Consider the following 18,845-nt stretch of genomic DNA (forward strand, 5'->3'; position numbering starts at 1 on the left):
GGGCCAGGGACTGGTGGGAAGGGAAGGGGCCTTCCATCAGGTCCTGGAGTGAGGCCTCCGTCTCGCGGTAGGTGAGGTGGAAGAAGGCGCGGAAGAGAAGGAGGGCCAGGTAAAGGGCGTGGCTGTAGCGCCAGGGGCGGCCCCGCTTGCCTTTGGGGGTGGGAGGGGCCACCTCCCGGGCCAGGCGCAGGCAGTGTTCCAAGACCTCCTTGGGGCTTGCCTCCCTGCGAAGGAAGCCTCGCTTGCCCATCAGGAGAGAGATATACACCCGTCCTCCTGACCTTTGCAAGGCAAGCCCTGAGCGCATTGACACCCAATCCGGCCCTCGGTAGGATGGGGCGGGTTTTCAAGGGGGTTAGGGAATGCGTGCGCTTTTAGCTTTGTCCCGAGCCATAGACGCCCTGAGCGAGGGCGTGGGGCGGCTGGTGGTCTGGCTGGTCCTTTTGGTGGCCCTGCTTTCCGCGGGCAACGCCATCATGCGCTATGGGTTCAACTACAGCTCCAACGCCTACCTCGAGGCCCAGTGGTACATGTTCAGCCTCATCTTCCTCCTCGGGGGGGCCTACGCCCTGAAGCACAACGCCCACGTGCGCATTGACCTGGTCTTCGGCCGCTTCTCCCGGCGCACCCAGGCCTGGATTGACCTGGTGGGCACGCTCCTCTTCCTCCTGCCCATGGCCCTGGGGGTCATCTACCTGGCCTGGCCCTGGGCCATGAACTCCTTGGTAGGCCGGGAGATGTCCCCCGATGTGGGCGGGCTTCCCCGCTGGCCCATCAAGCTGGCCCTGCCCCTGGGCTTCGCCCTCCTGGCCCTGCAGGGGATTTCCGAGCTCATCAAGCGCCTGGCCTTCCTCACCGGCCACCTGGAGCTTAGTGAGGAAAAGGAGGAGGTGGTGAAGTGAGCCTGGAAGGCCTCATGCCCCCCCTGATGTTCCTGGCCCTCATCGTCTTCCTCCTTTCCGGCTATCCGGTGGCCTTCTCCCTGGGGGCGGTGGGCATCGTCTTCGGGTTTTTGGGCATCGCCCTGGACATCTTCCCCGCCCCCCTGCTCCGGGCCATGCCCGACCGCATCTTCGGCATCATGTCCAACCAGCTCCTCCTGGCCATCCCCTTCTTCACCTTCATGGGCATCATCCTGGAGAAGAGCGGGCTGGCGGAGGACCTCCTGGACACCATGGGCAAGCTCTTCGGGCCCCTGAGGGGCGGGCTTGCCCTGAGCGTGGTCTTCGTGGGGGCCATCCTGGCGGCCACCACCGGGGTGGTGGCCGCCAGCGTCATGGCCATGGGCCTCATCTCCCTGCCCATCATGCTCAAGTACGGCTATAACCCCCGCTTTGCCAGCGGGGTGATTCTGGGCTCGGCCACCCTGGCCCAGATCATCCCCCCCAGCGTGGTGCTCATCGTCCTCTCCGACCAGCTGGGGGTGAGCGTGGGGGACATGTACCAGGCGGCCCTGATTCCCGCGGGGCTCACCGTGGCCTTTTACTTCCTCTACGTGGTCTACGTGGCCCTCTTCCGGCCCAGCTGGGCCCCGGCCCTTCCCCCGGAGGCCCGCCCGGACGCCGGTAAGGAGGCCCAGGCGGCCTTCGCCCTCCTCTCCTACCTCCTGGTGGGGGTGGGGGCCTACGCCGTGGGCCGTTTCCTGCCCGTCTGGGCCGAGTGGCTGGAGGTCCTCCTGGCCCTCTTCCTCTGGACCCTGGTCCTCCTTCCCTGGATCCGCAAGAACCCCCTCCTGAGGAAGGCCCTCCTCTCCATGGTGCCTCCCCTGGTTCTCATCTTTCTGGTGCTGGGGACGGTGCTCATCGGCCTCGCCACCCCCACGGAGGCCGGGGCCATGGGGGTGGTGGGGGCCCTGGTGCTGGCCGCCCTGAACCGCCGCCTGAGCTTTCCCGTCCTCTATGGGGCCATGGAGGGCACGGCCAAGCTCACCGCCTTCGTCATCTTCATCCTCATCGGCTCCACCCTCTTCAGCCTGGTCTTCCGCGGGGTGGACGGGGACCTCTGGGTGGAAGGGTTCCTCACCGGCCTGCCCGGGGGGGAGGTGGGCTTCATCCTCTTCGTGATGCTTTTGGTCTTCCTCCTGGGCTTCTTCATTGACTTCTTTGAGATCGCCTTCATCGCCCTGCCCCTCCTGGCCATCGGGGCGGAGGCCCTGGGCATAGACAAGCTCTGGTTCGGCCTTCTGGTGGGGGTGAACCTGCAGACCTCCTTCCTCACCCCGCCCTTCGGCTTCGCCCTCTTCTACCTGCGCAACGTGGCCCCGGCCAGCGTGCGCACCGCGGACATCTACCTGGGAGGGGTCCCCTTCATCGGGCTCCAGCTTCTGGTCCTCCTCCTCACCTACCTCCTGCGGGAGCCCATCCTCCGCTTCGTCCACGGGGCGGGCTTCGGGGGGTAGGGGCCTAGAGCTGGGCCTGGGCGGCCTCGAGGGAGGGGCGGTAGGTGGGGTCCTGGTAGCGCCCCGGGGCCAAGGCCTGGGCGTAGGCGGGGAGCTCCTCCCCCGTCACCCAGCGGGCCAGGAGCTCCCCCGCTCCCAGGGCGGCCATGACCCCGTACCCCGAGAAGGCCCCCAGGAGGTAGACCCCCTCGGCCACGGGGCCCAGGAGGGGCCGGTTCTCCGGGGTGCGCACGTAGTAGCCCCCGTCCACCCGGGGCCGCGCCCCCAGGTAGGCCCTGAGGCCGGGGAGCAGGGGAAAGAGGCCCCTCAAGGCCACCTCCCCCGCCCAGGGGGGCGGAAGGGGGGTACAGGCCCGGGGCGCCTCCGCCTTGGGGAAGGGGTTGTAGAGGGCCAGAAAGCCCTCCCCCTCCGGGCGGCCGTGGGCCCCGGGGGGGAGGGGGCCGAGGAGGGGGGTGAGGGCGGGTTCCTCCTGGAGGAGGGCCTTCTCCTCCGGGGTGAAGACCTCCTGGGGAGCGTTCCAGATGAGGAGGGGGGCTTCCCGGGGAAAGCGCCCCAGGGGGTCGGGGAACCAGGCCTTGAAGTGGGGCTCGGCCTGGAGGGGCAGGTCCAGGCCTAGGGCCCTGGCCAGGGCGGGCAGACCGGGTCCCGGGGCCAGGACCAGGGCCTGGAAGGGGAAGAGGGTCTCCCTTTGCCCCTGGCGCACCCGGGCGTAGCGGGGCCTGCCTCCTTCTTGCTCCAGGCCCAGGAACTCCCCGTGCAGGAGGCTTCCTCCCAGGGTGCGGAAGGCCTCGAGGAGCCCCATGCCCAGGCCCTGGGCGGAGAGCCACCCCGCGGGGCGCACGTGGAGCCCCACCACCCCCCGCAGGTGGGCCAGGTAGGGGAAGGCCTCCCCCAAGGCCCCCGGGCGGAGGAGGTCCAGGCCCTCCTCGGCCCCCTGGGGGTAGGAGGCCCCTTGCCGGTGGACCCGGAGGGGGCCAGCGTGGGGGGCCTTTTCCGCCAGGAGGGCCAGCGCCGCCTCCTCCCCCAGGTAGAGGTAGCCCCGGCGGTTCGGCCGGGCCGTGGGGCGAAAAGGGGGCAGGAGCTCCAGGCTGTGGGCCATCAGGGCGGCCAGGGCCTCGTCCCCCGGCCAGAAGACCCGGTAGCACTCCGTGGACTTGTCGCTGGTGCAGGCCAGGGGGGCTTCCCGCTCCAGGACCGCCACCCGCAACCCCTTCTTGGCCAGGAAATGGGCGGCGGAAAGCCCCAAAAGCCCTGCCCCCACCACCAGCACCTCATGGGCAGGCATTGGCCCCAGGGTACTACACTTAGGCCATGGACCTCACCCACTTCAAGGACGGCAAGCCCCACATGGTGGACGTGACGGAAAAGCCCCCCACCTTTCGCACCGCCACCGCCGAGGCCTACGTGGAGCTCACCGAAGAGGCCCTGGCCGCCCTGGAGGGGGGCGGGGTGGGGAAGGGGGACCCCTTGGCCGTGGCCCAGTTGGCGGGGATCATGGCGGCCAAGCGCACCGCGGACCTCATCCCCCTCTGCCACCCCCTGCCCCTCACCGGGGTGGAGGTGCGGGCCGAGCTCCTCAAGGAGGAGCGGCGGGTGCACCTGCAGGCCACGGTGCGCACCAAGGCCGAGACGGGGGTGGAGATGGAGGCCCTCACCGCCTGCGCCGTGGCCGCCCTCACCGTCTACGACATGCTGAAGGCGGTTTCCAAGGGCCTCGTCATCTCCCAGGTACGCCTCCTGCACAAGGCGGGGGGCAAGAGCGGGGAGTGGCGCCGGGAGGGGTAGCCCATACCCCAAGGGTGTATGCTGAGGCCATGCGGCTTGCCATCGCCCTGGCCAAGAACGACCCTGAGAGGGTCTACCCCGGCCCCTTCGGCCATGCCCCCCGCTTCGCCATTTACGAGGTGGGGGAGGACGGGGAGGCCCGGCTCCTGGAGGTGCGGGAAAACCCCTACGCCGCCCTGGAGGGCGGGGACAAGCACCAGCGCATGCGGGAACTCCTGAAGGACGTGGACCTGCGGGTGGGGGCCCGCTTCGGGCACGGAGGGTCCATGGGGGCCTTCCCCATGGCCGACCGGGTGGAGGTGGGGCCGGTGAGCGTGGCCGAGGCCCTGAGCCGGATCAGGGCCCGCTGAAGTAGCGCCTCAGGAGCTCGCGGGCCTCGGGGGGTAGGGGGGTGCGCTCCAGGTAGACCTCCACCCCCCGGCGCACCCCTTCCGGGGGGCGGCCCTGGGCCCAGGGGCTGGGGAGCCCTGGGGCCTCTCCCTCCTGTCCGGGTTCCAGGAGGCCCTGGCCGGGCCTCGAGGGGGTAGGGAGCGGGGCCGGGGTCTTCCCCCCCACCTCTGGGGCTGGGCCCGAGCTCCCTGGGGCCTTGGCCTCCGGGCCCTCCCCATCCCCCTGGGCTCCCCCTGGGGAAGGGGAGGCCCCTTCCCTCCCGGGGGCGGCCTCCTGGCCGTTGGCCCTTGGGCTGGGCCCTGGGGCCTCCCGGGGAGTTCCCTCCTGGGTCTCCGCGGCCTCCTTACCAGGGCCTTCTGAGGCCTTGGGGGTGGCCTGGGTTCCTGGGGCTTCCCCGGGGGCCGGGGTGGCTTCCCCTTCCGAGGAGCCTTGGGCTGGGACCCTTTCCCCTTCGCCTGGGGCCTTGGCGTCCTCGCCCTCCGCGCCCTGGGTGGTTAGGGGACGCTCCGCCTGGGGGAGGCCCCAGGGGGCCCAGGGGCTTCCCGGGGGAGCCCAGGCCAGCACGGCCAAAAGGAGCAGGAGGGCCAGGAGGTAGGCCAGAAGGAGCCCAAGGGGGAAGGGGGGAAGCGCCACCCGCACCCGCTCGGCCTCGCGCCAAAGGCGCTCCTCCCCGTAGGCCAGGGCCGTGGGGTAGGCCAGGCTGGCCCGGGCGATGGCCCGCAGGGCCTGCCCCTCAAAGAGGCGGGCGGGTAGGAGGAGGCCAAGGGGGGAGAGGAGGGCCAAAGGCGGGTAGAGGAAGCCCAGGAGGGCTAGGCCCAGGGCCAAAAGAAGCCGGTAGCGCCAGGCCAGGCGCTGGGCGTAAAGGCGGTGAAACCCGGGACCCACCTTGGCTTCATTATTCCCACTCGCCGGGAATGTAAAGGTTATCTGGGCCTCAAGGGGTCGTTTGATGAAGCTCCATCCGCTTCCAGGTGAGGAGCGAGTAGCGCTTTGAGTGCCTCAGGGGCGTAGGCATGCCGGGCTTGTATCCGCACCAGAGGCAGTCCTACTTTTTGCATAAGTTCGTCTATAAACCGATCGCGCTCCTGCCGATCAGGGCGCTGGTGGCTGCGGTCATCTAGCTCAATGGCCAGAATAGGCCTGGCGTCCCGAGCACGCACCACCAAGAAATCTAGATGTTTGGCCTGCACCCGATTTAGGGCTGATAGGCGCTGTCCACCTTCCCCATCCACCAGTAGAAGGTCTAGGAGGCGTACCTTGGGCCAAACCAGATGCTCGTTGGGGAGCACCTTTTGTAAAACCCCCCAGAAAGACCGTTCTGCCGGGCTTAAGAGGGCAGGCTTAAGCTTATAAGGAAGGGAGGCCGGAGTCTTGGAAGCCTCCGCGTGCTTTTTTTCCCTATGTGCGCCGCGCAAGCCAAGCAGGATGGCCATTGCGCCGAGGAGGATAAAAACAAAGAAGAGCACTTCCATGAATTTAAGTATATATCCCGGGGCTCCTGGGCCCCGGGGGGAGGGAGTACACCGGTCTACTTGACCGGGGGACGGGACTTGAGGACGTCCTGCGGGGCCATGGTCTTGGCCCTTTGCGCCTTCACCTCCTCGGCGCTGATGGGCTTGGCCTTGGACTTGGCGAAGGTGGTGAGGATGTGGTTCAGGAGGTCGGCCACCTCCTGGTCCCTGAGCTGCCGGAAGGGGGGCATGAGGCCGTTGTAGGCCTTGCCCTCCACGGTGAGGGGCCCCTGGAGGCCGTAGAGAACCGTGCGGATCAGGTACTCCCGGCCCCCCTTGGCCTGGACCAGCTTGTCCAGGTGGGTGAGGGGCGGGAAGGCCCCGGCCAGGCCCTGCCCGGTGGCCTGGTGGCAGCTTTGGCAGTTGGCCGAGTACAGCTTGGCCCCGGGGCTTTGGGCCAGGGCCAGGAGGCCCAGAAAGGCCAACAAAGGGAGCAGGCGCTTCATGCCCTAAGGATAGGGGGGCGTTTGCCCCTCAGGCCAGGGGCATTTGTCCTAGGGCCTTGGGGACGTAGGCGCACCGGGGGTCCTGGGCCAGGTGGTCCCCGGTTTCCGCCCAGGCCCGGGCCCGGCTTCCCCCGCAGAGCTCCCGGTACTCGCAGACCCCGCACTTGCCCTTGAGCAGGGCCTTGTTGCGGAGCTCCAGGAAGAGGGGGCTCTTCTGGTAAATCTCCAGCAGGCTTTTTTCCCGCACGTTGCCCGCGGAAAGGGGCAGGAAGCCCGAGGGATAGACCTCTCCGGTGGCGGAAACGAAGACAAAGCCAAAGCCATCGGAAAGGTGAACCCCCCGGCCCTCCCCCACCAGGGCCCCGTCCTCCCCTCCTTGGGCCTGGCGGCGCTCCAGGGCCACCCGACGGAACATGGGTCCCTCGGTGGTGCGCACCTTGAAGGGGTACTGGCGGGAGAGGTCATAGAGGAGGTGCATCACCGCCTCGTACTCCTCCGGGGAAAGCTGCTCCAGAAGCGCTCCCCGGCCCACGGGCACCAGGAAGAAGACCTCCCAGGTGGCCACCCCCTTTTCCGCCAGGATGCGGGCGATGCCCGGGAGTTCCCCCACGGTACGGCGGGAGACCGTGGTGTTCACCTGGGTCAGGAGCCCCACCTCCCGGGCCCAGTCCAGGGCCTGTAGGGCCAGGGCGAAGGTGCCCGGCACCCCCCGGAAGCCGTCGTGGGCCTCGGGGCTCGCCCCGTCCAGGGAGATGGCCATCTGGTGTACCCCAAGGGCCTTGAAGCGGGCCACCACCTCCCGGGTGAGCCGGGGGGTGACGGCCGGGGTAATCCCCACCTTGATCCCCAGGCGCTGGGCCTCCTCCAGGAGGAGGAAGAGATCGGGACGGGCCAGGGGGTCGCCGCCGGTGGGCAGGAGGATGGGCTTGGGGGTGTAGGTGGCAAGCTCCCGGAGGAGCCGCAGGCCCTCCTCGGTGGTGAGTTCTCCGGGCAGGGGGTCGGGTTCGGCGGAGGCCCGGCAGTGGACGCAGGCCAGCAGGCAGGCCCGGGTCATCTCCCAGGCCACCAGGAGGGGGAAGCGGTGGAGGTCGGGCTTCATGCCCCCAGGATGGGGGAGAAGGGGTGGGACAGATGTCCTAGCGGGGGAGGGTAAGGCGGTAGGTCAGGGTGCGGGCCTCCTTGGCCTTCAGGGAGAGTTCCAGGCGGTAGCCCTGGGGCAGGAGGGTGGCCCCGGGGAAGTCCAGGCGGAAGGGCTGGGGGAAGACCTCGGCGAGGAGGAGGGTGATGGGGTAGGGGTAGGGGTTTTCCAACCGGGTTTCCACCCGGTAGGTGGCCTCCTTCTCCCCCTGGCCCAGGAGGCTCACCTGGCGTTCCAGGCGGGCCTCGAGGTCCCGTCCCAACCACACCTCCGCCGGCTCCCCCCGGGGCGTGCCCGGGAGGGGGGCCTGGCCCAGGAAGAGGCCCCCCTCCACCACCTCCAGGGCCCCGGGGGCCAGGGGGAAGGGGGCGGCGAAGCGGTAGCCCCGCTCCAGGGGCAGAAGGCGGTCGGTGCGGAAGGGGCCCTGGTAGCGTAGCAGGCGCGCTGGGGCCACGTCCGCCCGTAGGAAGGGAATCTCCGTGGTTCCGGGCTCCACCCTTCGCGGGAGGAGCTCGTAGCGGAAGAGGCCGAAGGGGCTTTCCCCGGGGGCCTCCGCCAGGGCGCGCAGGGCCACGCCCGGGGCGGCCTTGGCCTCCAGCAGGGGGGCTTCCCCGGCCAGGAGGGTGAGCTTTTTGGCCTCCAGGGCCTCCCCTTCCAGCCGCAGCCGGGCCCAGGCGGTGAGGCGGCCCTCCTCCAGGGTGTAGAAGACCTCTCCGGAAAGCCCGGTGTAGAGGTAGCGCAGGGTGGCCTTTCCCTCCCCCCGGTAGCGGAAGAGGACCGTGGTGCCCTGGTAAACCCGCTCCTGTTCCTCCACTCCCAGAAGCCTTAAGGAGCCCGGGGCCATACGGGCAAGCCTTTCCCCCGCCAGGTAGACCCAGGCCCCCGGGGGCAGGAATACGGGCTCCTTCACCTCGGCGAATCCGGGGTAGACCACCACCTCTTGGGCCAGGGCCAGGAGGCCCAGGAAAAGCAGGAAGACGGGCTTTCTCATACCCCCAGTCTACGGGCTAGAGCCTCCACCTCTTCCCGTCCCAAGGGCCCCCCGTGGCCCAGGTAGACCCGCTCCACCCCGAGCTCCAGGATCTTGCGCAGGGTGCCCCTGGCCGCCTCGTGGTCCTCGTTGATCCAGCGTGGGGGAAGCCCCCGGCCCCTCAGGGCGTCCCCGGCGATGAGTACCCCTTCCCGGAGGAGGCCCACCTGGCCCAGGGTGTGGCCGGGAAGGGCCACCACCCGCCACCCCAGGACCTCGTCCCCCTCGGCCACGGGCCGCAGGGCCTCCTTGGGAAGGGGCGGGGCCAGGTTGGCCAGCCACCCTCCCAGGAGGGGAACCGGCAGGGGGGGCCTTGGCCTTTCCCCCGTGAGGTAGGGCCACTCCCGGGGATGGGCCAGGACGGGGATGCCGAAGCGCTCCCACAGGGCCCGGGCCCCCCCGCTGTGGTCCAGGTGGTGATGGGTGAGGAAAAGGAGCTTGGGGGGCCCTGGGAGCTGGCGGAGGAGCCGCTTTGCCTCCCAGGGGAGGCCCGCATCCACCAGGAAATACCCTCCGGGAGCGGGGAGGCGGTACAGGTTGGCGGCGAAGCGCAGGGCCTCAGGCCCGCTCATAGAGGGAGCCCACGCCCATCTCCGCCAGGGCCTTGCGGATGCCCTCGGCGTCTATGCCCGCCTGGCGGTGGAGGCTGGGGATGGTGCCGTGGTCAAAGAAGCGGTCGGGGAGGCCCAGGACCCGCACCTCGGTCCGCAGGCCCAGTTCGTTCAGGGCCTCCAGCACCGCGCTGCCAAACCCGCCCATCTTCTGGTGGTCCTCCACGGTGAGGAGCTTGTAGCGGGCGAGGCGCTGGAGGGCTTCCCGGTCCAGGGGCTTCAGGAAGCGGGCGTTCACCACCCCCACCCGGGGGTCTTCCCCGGCGGCCTCGAGGGCGTAGCGCAACGTCTTGCCGAAGGCCAGGATGTAGGCCTCGGTGCCCTCCTTGAGCACCTCCCAGGTGCCCCAGGCGATCTCCGGCCACACCCCTTCCGGGACCCGTTCCACGTTGTCCCGGGGGTAGCGGATGGCCACAGGCCCCCCCAGCTCCAGGGCCTTCTTCAGCATGGCCCTAAGCTCCAGGGCGTCCTTGGGGGCGGCGATCTGCAGGTTGGGGATGGTGCGCAAATAGGCGATGTCAAAGACCCCGTGGTGGGTGGCCCCGTCCGCCCCCACGATCCCGGCGCGGTCAATGGCGAAGACCACGGGCAGGTTCTCTATGGCCACGTCGTGGATCACCTGGTCGTAGGCCCGCTGCAGGAAGGTGGAGTAGATGGCCACGATGGGCTTGAGGCCCCGCAGGGCCATCCCCGCCGCCGTGGTCACCGCCACGTCCTCGCAGATGCCCACGTCCAGGTAGCGCTCGGGGTGCTCCAGGGAGTAGCGCACCAGGCCCGAACCCTCCCGCATGGCCGGGGTGAGGACGAAGAGGCGGGGCTCCAGGTGGGCAAGCTCCGTGACGGCGTCCCCAAAGGCCTGGCTCCAGGAGTAGCCCTTGGACACCTTCTCCGGCTTCTCGGGGTTGAAGCCCGGGGGGCCGTGCCAGTAGATGGGGTCGGCCTCCGCCACCTTGTAGCCCTTGCCCTTCTGGGTGACCACGTGGAGCAGGGTGGGGCCTTCCAGCTCTTTCAGGTGCTCCAGGATGTGGATGAGGCCCTTCAGGTCGTGGCCGTCCACCGGGCCCACGTAGCGGATGCCCCAGGCGTAGAAGGGGTTCTCCTGGTGCAGGATGAGCTTGGCCGCCTCCTTGGCCCGGTCCACCAGGCCGAAGAGCTTGGGGGAGATGTGCTCCAGGAGGCTTCGCCCCAGCTTCTCCGCGTCCTGGACCCACTTCCTTATCTGGAGCTCCTTGAAGTACTTGTTGAGGGCCCCCACGTTTTCCGAGATGCTCATCTCGTTGTCGTTCAGGATGATGAGCATCCGCTTGCCCAGCTCCCCGATCTTGTTGAGGGCCGCCAGGGCCATCCCCCCCGTGAGGGCCCCGTCCCCGATGACCGCCACCACGTGGTAGTCCTCCCCCTTTAGGTCCCGGGCGATGGCCATGCCCAGGGCATTGGCCAAGGAGGTGCTGGCGTGCCCCACGGTGATGGCGTCGTGCTCGGACTCCGAGACCTTGGTGAAGCCCGATATGCCCCCCTCCTGGCGCAGGGTGTGGAAGCGGTCCTTCCGCCCGGTGACCAGCTTGTGGGCGTAGGCCTGGTGGCCCACGTCAAAGAGGATGCGGTCCTTGGGGGAGTGGAAGACCCGGTGGAGGGCCAGGATGAGCTCCACCGCCCCCAGGGAGCTGGCCAGGTGGCCGCCGTTTTGCGCCGTGACCCGGATGATCTCGCTGCGGATCTCCTCGGCCAGGGCCAGGAGCTCCTCCAGGCTCAGGCGCTTCAGGTCCTCGGGGCTGTTGACCTTGTCCAGTACCATAGCCACCTCATCGGAAGTTGCGTTCCACCAGGATCCGGCCCTCCCGGGTGCGCACCTCCCCCACCCGGGGGGCGAACCAAACTTCCCGGACATCCTGACTGCGCTCGTCTTGGTAGGTCTGGCGGATGCGGAAGATCCGGAAGGTGCCCGCGGGCAGGCCCACCTCCCGCTCCTCCAGGACCTCCATGCTGTAGTTCAAGACCCCCTGGGCCAAGGGCTCCCGGCCGCCGGGGCTGAGGAGCTCCACCCGCACCTGGGTGGTGCCCCCCCAGCGGTACCCCACGGCCAGCAGGACCTCCGGGGGGTACTCCAGGAGGGGCGGGGTGAAGACCACCCGGGCCGAGGGGTCCTGGAAGCCCAGGAGGCGCACCCCAAAGGGCCCCACCTGCCGGTAGTAGACCCGCTCCTCCCCCCGGCCGAGGCTACGGAAGCGCAGGGCCTCCTGCCCCTCAAAGACCGCCGGGCCCTCCACCCGCACCCGGAAAGGGGGGGTGGAGAGGGCCTCCCCCTCAGGAAGGTAGACCCATTCCAGCCCGGTGGTGGCGGGGTAGAAGGCCGTCTCCTGCAGGTTGGGACGGGCTTCCGGGGCCTGGGTCACCTGGGGGGCGCAGGCGGCGAGGAGGAACAAGGAGGCCATAAGGTACCGCCTCATGGTACGGAGTTTAACCCTCCTTGGCCCGTAGGCTGGCCAACACTTCCCGCAGGTCCTCGAGGCGGGCCTCCAGCCGCCGGGCGGCCTCCAGGTCCCCCCGCGCCAGAGCTCGCTCTGCCGCCAGGCTTTCCAGAAGGGCCAAAACCCGCTGGCGCTGTCCCTGGATGCGGCGCAGGGCCTGCTTTAACTCCTCCCGGGTCTCCGGCAGGAGGTGGGGGGCTTCCAGGGCCTCCGCCACCTCCTTTTCCTGGGCTTCCAGGGCCCTTAAGGCCCCCTCCACCTCCCCCCAGTCCAAAAGCCCCTTGAGCCGGACCTTGGCCCAGGCGAGGCCCCGGGGTGGGGGCCGGAAGAGGAGGGCCAGCACCAGCAGGGCCAGGAGGAGGAGAAGGAGTTCCAGCAGGGCGGGCATGCGTTAAGACTGGCCCAGTTCCTTCTTGAGGCGGGCGAGGGCCTCCTCCACCTCCTTTTCGTGGGAGAGCTCCTTGAGGGCCTCCTCCAGGTCCTGGCCCTCCAGGCTTTTCAGGGCCTCGTGCCGGTCCTCCATGGCCAGGATGCGGGCCTCCATCTCCTCAAAGGCCTCCAGGGCCGGGTGCTGGTCCAGCCGGGACTCCATGCGGCGCACGGCCTCCGCCGCCTCCACCCCCTTCTTGCGGGCCAGGAGGAGCTTCTTGCGGGCCTCGGCCTCGTCGATCTTGGCCTCGAGGGCCTTGAGCTGGGTGAGGAGGCGGTCGGTGAGGGCTTTTTGCTCCTCCGCCTGCTGGCGGAAACCCTCGGCCAGGTCCAGGGCCCGCTTCCTGCGCCTTAAGGCCTCCTTGGCCAGGTCCTCCCGGCCTGCCCCCAGGGCCTCCTTGGCCTTTTCCTCCCAAAGAGCGGCCTCCTTGAGGTGGCTTTCCACCTCGCGCTCCAGGCGCTTGCCCTCGGCCAGGGCGGCGGCCACCTGCTCCCGCGCCTCCTTTAAGGCCTCCTTCATGTCCAGGAGGGCCTGCTCAATGAGCTTCTCCGGGTCCTCGGCCCGGCGCAAAAGGTCGTTGAGGTTGGCCCGGATAAGGCGCCCGATGCGGTCCAGTAGGTTCATGGCTTGGCCTCCTGGCCTTGAGTATGCCACACCCGTCCCTTGACGGGGTGAGTGGGGAGGGGTAGGTTGGCATTGCAAGTATGTACTTGCATAAGGCCCCCGCGGAAGCCCGCCTCCTCCAGGCGGCCTTGGAGCTCCTGGCGGAACGGGGCTACCGGGGGGCCACCACCAAGGAGGTGGCCCGGCGGGCGGGGGTGAGCGAGGTGACGCTCTTCCGCCGCTTTGGCAGCAAGGAGGGCCTCTTCAAGGCGGCCCTTTCCGCCTTCGTGCCCCAGGGCTTTCTGGAGCGCCTGCCGCGGGAGACCGCGCCCCTGGAGGAGGGGCTTGGGGAGCTTCTGGCGGCCTATCTGGACCTTCTCGAGGCCCACCGGGCCCTCCTGCCCAAGCTCCTTTCCGAGCTCCTCCGCCACCCCGAGCTGGGGCAGGGGGAGGCGCTTCCCCTGCGGACAGCCATGGGCCAGGCGGTGGCCCTTTTCCGGGCCAAGCAGGAGGAGGGCCTTTTGCGGAAGGACGAGCCCCCGGAGGAACTGGCCTTGGCCTTTTTGGGCCCCCTTTTTGCCCGCTTCCTCCTGGGGGAGGCCCTGGGGGTGCGGCTTCCCCTGGACCCGGAGGCCTACGTGCGGGGGTATCTGGAGGGACGGTATGGTGCACGCTGAGGAGGTCACGCGGAGCTTCGGCGGGGTGAAGGCCCTGGACAGGGTGAGCCTCTTCGTGGGCTCCGGGGAGGTCTTCGGCCTCCTGGGGCCCAATGGGGCGGGGAAGACCACCCTGGTGCGCATCCTCTCCGGGGTCTTGCGGCCGGATGGGGGTAGGGCCTGGGTGGCGGGGCTGGAGGTGGGCAAGGAGCCGGAGGGGGTCAAGGCCCGCATCGGCTACGCCACCCAGGAAGCCTCCGTCTACCGGGACCTCACGGTGGAGGAGAACCTCCTCTTCCGCGCCCGCCTCTATCGCCCGAAGGAGGCCCGGGCCCTGGTGGAGGAGATCCTTTCGCGCTTTGGCCTCCAGCCCTACGCCCGCTCCCTGGCGGGCCATCTTTCGGGGGGGTGGCGGCAACGCCTGGCCCTGGCCCAGGCGGTGGTGCACCGTCCCGAGGTGCTCTTCCTGGACGAGCCCACCACCGGCCTGGACCCCCTTTCCCGCCGGAGGATCTGGGACCTCATCCACCAGGAGGCGGCGCGGGGAGCGGCGGTGCTGGTCACCACCCACTACATGGACGAGGCCGAGCGCTGCCACCGCCTGGCCCTCCTCTACGGGGGAAGGGTGCTGGCCACGGGCACGCCCCAGGAGCTCAAGGCCCTGGCCCAGGCGCGGGCCCGCTTCCTCTTCGTCCCCGGGGGCTCCCTGGAGGCGGTGGCGGCGCTTCCCGGGGTCCTCGAGGCCTGGCCCAGCGGGGAGGGCGTGCGGCTCATCGCCAAGAAGGACGCCCCCCTGGGCGAGGGCTTCCAGGAGGTGGCCCCCAGCCTGGAGGACGTTTTTGCCCTTCTTACCAGGGAGGCCCCGTGAACCGCATCCTGGCCCTGGCGGAAAAGGAGTTCTTGCAGATACGCCGCGACCGCGTCCTGCCCCGGCTGATTGTCCTCCTGCCTAGCCTCATGCTCCTCCTCTTCGGCTACGCCATCAACTTCACCCTGAAGCACATCCCCCTGGCCCTCCACGACGCCGCCCAGGACCGCATCAGCCAGGCCCTTTTGGCGGCGCTTGGCGAGGAGGAGCGCTTCCGCCTGGCCTACACGGCCCAGACCCCCGAGGAGGTGGTGGAGGCGGTGGACCGGGGGCGGGCCCGGGTGGGGCTGGTCGTCCCCCCGGGAGCCCTGGAACGGGTGCGCCGGGGGGAGAGCGTGGCCCTGGAGGTCTACGTGGACGGCACCGACCCCAACTTCGCCTTCCAGGCCCAGGCCGCCCTGCGCCGGGCCATCCAGGAGGTGAACGCCCGCATCCAGGTGGGCCGGGCCCTGGCGGGGGAGGCGGTTCTGCCCCCCCTAAGCCCCAGCCTCCACACCCTCTACAATCCCGAGAACAAGACCGCCTGGTTCATGATCCCCGGTATCATCGGCCTGGTGCTCACCATGTTCACCGTGCTCCTCACGGCGCTTTCCATCGTGCGGGAGGTGGAAAGCCGCATGATGGAAAGCCTCCTGGCCTCCCCCCTAAGGCCCCACGAGATGGTCCTGGGGAAGGTCCTCCCCTACCTGGTCATCGCCTTCGGGGTGGCCCTTTTGGTCCTGGCCCTGGGGCACTGGGTCTTTGGAGTGCCGGTGCGGGGGAGCTTGGCCCTGCTCCTTTTGGCCATGTTCCTCTTCGTCCTGGGCTCTTTGGCCGCGGGCGTCCTCATCTCCACCCTGGCCCGCACCCAGGTGCAGGCGGTGTTCGGCACCTACGCCTACGCCTTTCCCACCATCTTCCTCTCGGGCTTTGTCTTCCCCATAGACGGCATGCCCCGGTTTTTCCAGTTCCTCTCCTACCTAGTGCCCGCCCGCTACCTCATTGAGGTGCTCCGGGGGGTGATGCTGAAGGGGGTGGGGCTTGGCGTGCTCTGGCCCCACCTCCTGGCCCTGGCCCTGTTTTCCGCCCTGGTCCTCTTCCTGGCTTCGGCCCGCTTCCAAAGGCAGGTGGCGGTATGAGGAAGGCCTGGATGCTGGGGTTCCTTTTGGCCTCCTGGGCCCTGGCCCAGGGGCGGCTGGAGGCGGGGGTCTACGGGGGGCCTGGGGGCTGGACGCCCACCCTCGAGGCCGCCCTGGCCCTGGAGGGCGGGGAGGCCTATGTGCGGCTCCAGGGGGAGCGGGGGGCCCTGGGCCTTGCGGGCGGCCTCTCCCTGGGGCCCTTGGGCTTTTTGGCCTACGGGGCCCAGGGGGAGGTGGGGGCTGGGGGTCTGGGCGGGGTGGCCTTTGCCGAAGGGGGTGCCGGCCCCCTGGCCCTCCAGGGAAGGCTCGGCTACCGCCCGCAAGGGGCCTTCCCCCTCTTCCCCGAGGAGGGGCTTTTTGGCCGCCTGCACCTGCGCTACCGCCTGGTGCCCCGGGGGGTGGTGGGCCTCCTCCTGGAGGGAGAAAGGGGTTTGCGGGCCGAGGCCACCTACGCCCTGCGGGAGGAGGCCACCTACACCCTGGGGGCGGGGTTCGCCTCCGGGCCCTACCTGGTCCTGGGCTGGAAGGGGGAGGTGGGGGAGGGGATGGAGGTCTTGGACCTGGCCCTGCGCCTCGGGGGGGTGAACCGCCTCGAGGCCGCCCTTTACTTAGGGGAGGCTAGCCTTTTCCTCACCCTTTCCCATCCCTGGGCGGGTAGCGTGGGGGCGTGGCTTGGGGACCTGGGCCTGGAGGTGGGCTACCAGAAGGCCCCCTACGCCTGGGTCCGGTACGCCTGGAGGTGGCCGTGATGAGAAGAGCGTGGCTTGGCCTCTTGGCCCTCGGGGTGCTGGCCTTGGCCCAGTCGGTGGCGGAGATCCTGGACCGGGTGGAGAAGAACCTGCAAGACCCCTGGCAGGCGGTGGTCCAGGGCCAGGTACAGGGCCCCTCGGGCCCGGAGGAGTTCAGGGCCCGGGTCTACGCCCTGCCCAAGGAGAACCTCTTCCGCATAGAGTTCCTCAAGCCGGGCTCTTTGGAGGGGAACTTCACCGTGGTCACCGAGAAGGAGGTCTGGAACTACCTCTACCTCACCAACCAGCTGGTGGTGAGCCCCAAGGAGAAGGCCCAGGTGCAGGGCCTGGGCTTCAGCCCCCAGGGCCTGGGAGACCTAAAGGCCTTAGGGGAGCGGGTAAGCCTGCGGCTTGCTGGGGAGGAGCGCCTGCCCGAGGGGGTGGCCTGGCGGCTTCTGGGCACGGCCAAGGAGGGCCAGGGCTTCGCCAGCCTGGAGCTCTACGTCCTCAAGGCCGACCCCAGGCCCCTGCGCTTCCTCTTCCGCGACGAGGCGGGCAAGGCCCTGGCCGACCTAAGGGTGGTGGAGTTCCGGCGGACCCCCCTGCGGGCCCAGGACCTGAAGCGCTACCCCAAGGACGCCCAGGTGGTGCGCCGCTAGAACTCTTCCAGCAGCCTTTCCATCTCCACCCGGCCCTGGTGCACCTCCAGAAGGCCTTCCCGGTAGAGGTCCACCAGGTAGAGAGCGGTCTCGTGGGGGCTCAGGCCCAGAATGGTGCCGATCTGGGCGGCGGTGCGTCTTCCGTCCACCCACTTGAGGAAGAGGTTGGCCATCAGGCTGGAGGGGGGGTGGTAGTTGGTGCGGCGGGGCGGGCGGCTTGGCACCACCAGGCGCAGGCCAAAAAGGGCCGAGGGGCGGACCAGCCCCCGGCGGATGAGCCCTTCCGCCTTCTGCCAGGCCCTTTGCGGTTCCAGCCCGGAAAAGCGGAGCACGTTGGCCAGGGTGCGGCGGCCGTTCATGAGGCGCACGAGCCGCCACTCCGCCTCGTCCAGGTTCACGGGGGTAGGGCTGGGGGCCAGCTCCACCGGCGCCCCCAGGGGAAGGGGCAGGGTGGAGCGGGCCCAGGTGAGGAGGAGGGGCCCAAGCTCCAGGTCCGCCCCCGGCTCTGGGAGGGGGGGGCCCGGGTAGAAGGCGAAGGCCTGGCCCTGGAGGTGCTGGAGGAGGAGGGCCACCCCCATCTGGGCCTGGACCAGGAGGAGGCGCCTCAGGGCCTCGGCTTCCAGCCCCTGCCGCAGGAGGGCCTGCCCCAGGGGACGGACCCCGGAGGCCAGGGCCGAGGCCAGGCCCTCCTCGGAAAGCTCCCCCCGCACCAGGAGGAGGTCCCCCAGGGGCAGGAGGCCGGAGACCGCCTGGAGCCGCCCCTCCCGCAGGTGGAGCCCCACGTCCAGGGGGACGATGTGTAACTTCCCCGTGGCCCGCACCCGGCCCAGGGTGGCCAGAACCGCCTCCAAGGGGAACTCCCGGAAGGAACCCTTCCAGGTGGAGGCGTCCTCGAGGCCTGCCTTTTCCGGAAGGAGTTCGGGGGATACCTCCATGCCCCCATCCTGGGGGGCCATTTTCAGGGGTGGGTCAGGCCTCTTCCTCCGTCCCGTAAAGGGGGGTGGAGAGGTACTTCCAGCCCCCATCGGGGCTGATGCAGGCCACCCGCTTGCCGGGGCCCAGCTGTCGGGCCACCTGCAGGGCGGCCCAGACGATCCCCCCCGAGCTCATCCCCAGGAAAAGGCCTTCCTCTCGGGCAAGCCGCCTGGCCAGGGGGAAGGCGTCCTCCTCCCACACCTGGATCACCCCGTCCAGGAGGGAGAGGTCCAGGTTTTCCGGGATGAAGCCGGGCCCCATGCCCTGGAACCCGTGCTGGCCCATCTTCCCCCCGGAGAGCACGTTGGAGCGGGCGGGTTCCACGGCGAAGACCTTCACGTGGGGGATGCGCTCCTTGAGGTAGCGCCCTACCCCGGAAATGGTCCCCCCGGTGCCCGAGCCGTAGACGAAGGCGTCTATCCGGCCCTCCAGGGCCTGGTAGAGCTCGGGCCCCGTGGTCTCGTAGTGGGCCCGCACGTTGGCGGGGTTGGCGAACTGGTCGGGCATGAAGGCCCCAAGCTCCTCCTTAAGGCGCAGGGCCTCCTCCCGGGCGGCCAGCATGCGCCTTGCGGGGTCGGTGAGGACCAGCTCCGCCCCGAAGGCCCTCAGGACCCGCTTCCTCTCCTCCGACATCTGGGCGGGCATGGTGAGGATGAGGCGGTAGCCGCGGCTGGCGGCGATCATGGCCAGGCCGATGCCCGTGTTGCCGCTGGTGGGCTCCACAATCACCTGGCCCGAGCCCGGGCGCAGGAGGCCCCTTTCTTCCGCCTCCTTGATCATGTACCAGGCGGGCCGGTCCTTGATGGAGCCCCCGGGGTTCAGCCCCTCCAGCTTCACCCACACCTCGGCCATGTCCGGCTCCACCACCCGCCTGAGGCGCACCACGGGCGTCTTCCCGATGACCCCTTCCACCCCCATACCCCCACTATAGGACCCGGCGGGGCGGGGAAAGCGCCCCCGCCCACGGGGAAAGAAGCCTCCTCCTTTTCCCCGGGGAAAGGGTCTGCTAGGCTAAGGGGAGCAAGCCTGGC

The 18,845-nt window shown here is 69.7% G+C and carries 23 protein-coding genes; 9 read left to right on the plus strand and 14 right to left on the minus strand.

Annotated features, from left to right (window positions below):
- A partial coding sequence (locus B128_RS0102930; protein ID WP_018110788.1) for a hypothetical protein occupies window positions 1–268 on the minus strand: 268 nt, incomplete at its 3' end.
- A gap of 94 nt (window positions 269–362) precedes the next feature.
- On the opposite strand from B128_RS0102930, the gene B128_RS0102935 reads away from it, so the two are divergent.
- Together B128_RS0102935 and B128_RS0102940 are read left to right on the plus strand one after the other, a co-directional pair.
- Entirely contained in the window at window positions 363–902 is a 540-nt protein-coding gene (locus B128_RS0102935) for a TRAP transporter small permease subunit (protein ID WP_026174976.1), read from the plus strand.
- Window positions 899–2,398 carry a TRAP transporter large permease gene (locus B128_RS0102940; protein ID WP_018110790.1) on the plus strand — a complete coding sequence of 500 codons (1,500 nt, stop codon included), beginning with the start codon at window positions 899–901 and terminating at the stop codon, window positions 2,396–2,398. The genes B128_RS0102935 and B128_RS0102940 overlap by 4 nt, the downstream gene beginning before the upstream one ends.
- Window positions 2,399–2,402: 4 nt before the next feature.
- On the opposite strand, the gene B128_RS0102945 is transcribed toward B128_RS0102940, so the two are convergent.
- Window positions 2,403–3,683, minus strand: coding sequence for an NAD(P)/FAD-dependent oxidoreductase (locus tag B128_RS0102945; RefSeq protein WP_018110791.1), 1,281 nt, complete (start codon window positions 3,681–3,683; stop codon window positions 2,403–2,405).
- Between the two features lie 26 nt (window positions 3,684–3,709).
- Between B128_RS0102945 and moaC the strand changes: the two genes are divergently transcribed.
- Window positions 3,710–4,183, plus strand: a complete 474-nt coding sequence (gene moaC / locus B128_RS0102950; RefSeq protein ID WP_018110792.1) for a cyclic pyranopterin monophosphate synthase MoaC — start codon at window positions 3,710–3,712, stop codon at window positions 4,181–4,183.
- A gap of 29 nt (window positions 4,184–4,212) precedes the next feature.
- Window positions 4,213–4,533, plus strand: coding sequence for a NifB/NifX family molybdenum-iron cluster-binding protein (locus B128_RS0102955; RefSeq protein WP_018110793.1), 321 nt, complete (start codon window positions 4,213–4,215; stop codon window positions 4,531–4,533).
- Here B128_RS0102955 and B128_RS0102960 read toward each other — a convergent pair.
- From B128_RS0102960 to B128_RS0103005, 10 genes are read right to left on the minus strand one after another with little or no spacing between them, the layout of a single operon-like run.
- Window positions 4,520–5,458 carry a hypothetical protein gene (locus tag B128_RS0102960; RefSeq protein ID WP_018110794.1) on the minus strand — a complete coding sequence of 313 codons (939 nt, stop codon included), beginning with the start codon at window positions 5,456–5,458 and terminating at the stop codon, window positions 4,520–4,522. The genes B128_RS0102955 and B128_RS0102960 overlap by 14 nt on opposite strands.
- A gap of 38 nt (window positions 5,459–5,496) precedes the next feature.
- Window positions 5,497–6,045 (minus strand): DUF2726 domain-containing protein, encoded by a 549-nt coding sequence (locus tag B128_RS12625; protein ID WP_083922069.1) that lies wholly within the window; start codon window positions 6,043–6,045, stop codon window positions 5,497–5,499.
- A gap of 56 nt (window positions 6,046–6,101) precedes the next feature.
- The gene (locus B128_RS0102970) at window positions 6,102–6,530 is read right to left on the minus strand and encodes a c-type cytochrome (protein ID WP_018110796.1); all 429 of its coding nucleotides are present in this window, start codon (window positions 6,528–6,530) and stop codon (window positions 6,102–6,104) included.
- A 28-nt stretch (window positions 6,531–6,558) separates the two neighbouring features.
- Complete coding sequence (locus B128_RS0102975) at window positions 6,559–7,629, minus strand: TIGR04053 family radical SAM/SPASM domain-containing protein (protein ID WP_018110797.1); 1,071 nt, start codon at window positions 7,627–7,629, stop codon at window positions 6,559–6,561.
- Window positions 7,630–7,666: 37 nt separating this feature from the next.
- Window positions 7,667–8,659, minus strand: coding sequence for a hypothetical protein (locus tag B128_RS0102980; RefSeq protein WP_018110798.1), 993 nt, complete (start codon window positions 8,657–8,659; stop codon window positions 7,667–7,669).
- Window positions 8,656–9,270, minus strand: coding sequence for an MBL fold metallo-hydrolase (locus tag B128_RS0102985; RefSeq protein WP_018110799.1), 615 nt, complete (start codon window positions 9,268–9,270; stop codon window positions 8,656–8,658). The genes B128_RS0102980 and B128_RS0102985 overlap by 4 nt, the downstream gene beginning before the upstream one ends.
- The gene (gene dxs / locus B128_RS0102990) at window positions 9,257–11,104 is read right to left on the minus strand and encodes a 1-deoxy-D-xylulose-5-phosphate synthase (RefSeq protein WP_018110800.1); all 1,848 of its coding nucleotides are present in this window, start codon (window positions 11,102–11,104) and stop codon (window positions 9,257–9,259) included. Before dxs ends, B128_RS0102985 begins: the two co-directional genes overlap by 14 nt.
- 7 nt (window positions 11,105–11,111) lie before the next feature.
- Window positions 11,112–11,756, minus strand: a complete 645-nt coding sequence (locus B128_RS0102995) for a hypothetical protein (protein WP_018110801.1) — start codon at window positions 11,754–11,756, stop codon at window positions 11,112–11,114.
- A gap of 10 nt (window positions 11,757–11,766) precedes the next feature.
- Complete coding sequence (locus tag B128_RS0103000) at window positions 11,767–12,165, minus strand: hypothetical protein (protein WP_018110802.1); 399 nt, start codon at window positions 12,163–12,165, stop codon at window positions 11,767–11,769.
- A 3-nt stretch (window positions 12,166–12,168) separates the two neighbouring features.
- Window positions 12,169–12,831: a PspA/IM30 family protein gene (locus tag B128_RS0103005; protein WP_018110803.1), complete on the minus strand. Its 663-nt coding sequence runs from the start codon at window positions 12,829–12,831 to the stop codon at window positions 12,169–12,171.
- Window positions 12,832–12,911: 80 nt separating this feature from the next.
- On the opposite strand from B128_RS0103005, the gene B128_RS0103010 reads away from it, so the two are divergent.
- The 5 genes from B128_RS0103010 to B128_RS0103030 are packed head-to-tail and all read left to right on the plus strand — an operon-like array spanning window position 12,912 to window position 16,839.
- Window positions 12,912–13,487 (plus strand): TetR/AcrR family transcriptional regulator, encoded by a 576-nt coding sequence (locus tag B128_RS0103010; protein ID WP_018110804.1) that lies wholly within the window; start codon window positions 12,912–12,914, stop codon window positions 13,485–13,487.
- Entirely contained in the window at window positions 13,474–14,334 is an 861-nt protein-coding gene (locus B128_RS0103015) for an ABC transporter ATP-binding protein (RefSeq protein WP_018110805.1), read from the plus strand. Before B128_RS0103010 ends, B128_RS0103015 begins: the two co-directional genes overlap by 14 nt.
- Complete coding sequence (locus tag B128_RS0103020) at window positions 14,331–15,452, plus strand: ABC transporter permease (RefSeq protein ID WP_018110806.1); 1,122 nt, start codon at window positions 14,331–14,333, stop codon at window positions 15,450–15,452. Before B128_RS0103015 ends, B128_RS0103020 begins: the two co-directional genes overlap by 4 nt.
- Window positions 15,449–16,201 carry a hypothetical protein gene (locus tag B128_RS0103025; RefSeq protein WP_026174977.1) on the plus strand — a complete coding sequence of 251 codons (753 nt, stop codon included), beginning with the start codon at window positions 15,449–15,451 and terminating at the stop codon, window positions 16,199–16,201. The genes B128_RS0103020 and B128_RS0103025 overlap by 4 nt, the downstream gene beginning before the upstream one ends.
- Window positions 16,201–16,839: an outer membrane lipoprotein carrier protein LolA gene (locus B128_RS0103030; protein ID WP_018110808.1), complete on the plus strand. Its 639-nt coding sequence runs from the start codon at window positions 16,201–16,203 to the stop codon at window positions 16,837–16,839. The genes B128_RS0103025 and B128_RS0103030 overlap by 1 nt, the downstream gene beginning before the upstream one ends.
- Here B128_RS0103030 and B128_RS0103035 read toward each other — a convergent pair.
- Entirely contained in the window at window positions 16,836–17,774 is a 939-nt protein-coding gene (locus tag B128_RS0103035) for a DUF4388 domain-containing protein (protein ID WP_156822373.1), read from the minus strand. The two genes, B128_RS0103030 and B128_RS0103035, sit on opposite strands and share 4 nt — an antisense overlap.
- A gap of 34 nt (window positions 17,775–17,808) precedes the next feature.
- Complete coding sequence (gene cysK / locus B128_RS0103040; RefSeq protein WP_018110810.1) at window positions 17,809–18,732, minus strand: cysteine synthase A; 924 nt, start codon at window positions 18,730–18,732, stop codon at window positions 17,809–17,811.
- Between the last annotated feature and the right edge of the window lie 113 nt (window positions 18,733–18,845).

The sequence above is a fragment of the Thermus igniterrae ATCC 700962 genome, assembly GCF_000376265.1.
Lineage (GTDB): Bacteria > Deinococcota > Deinococci > Deinococcales > Thermaceae > Thermus > Thermus igniterrae.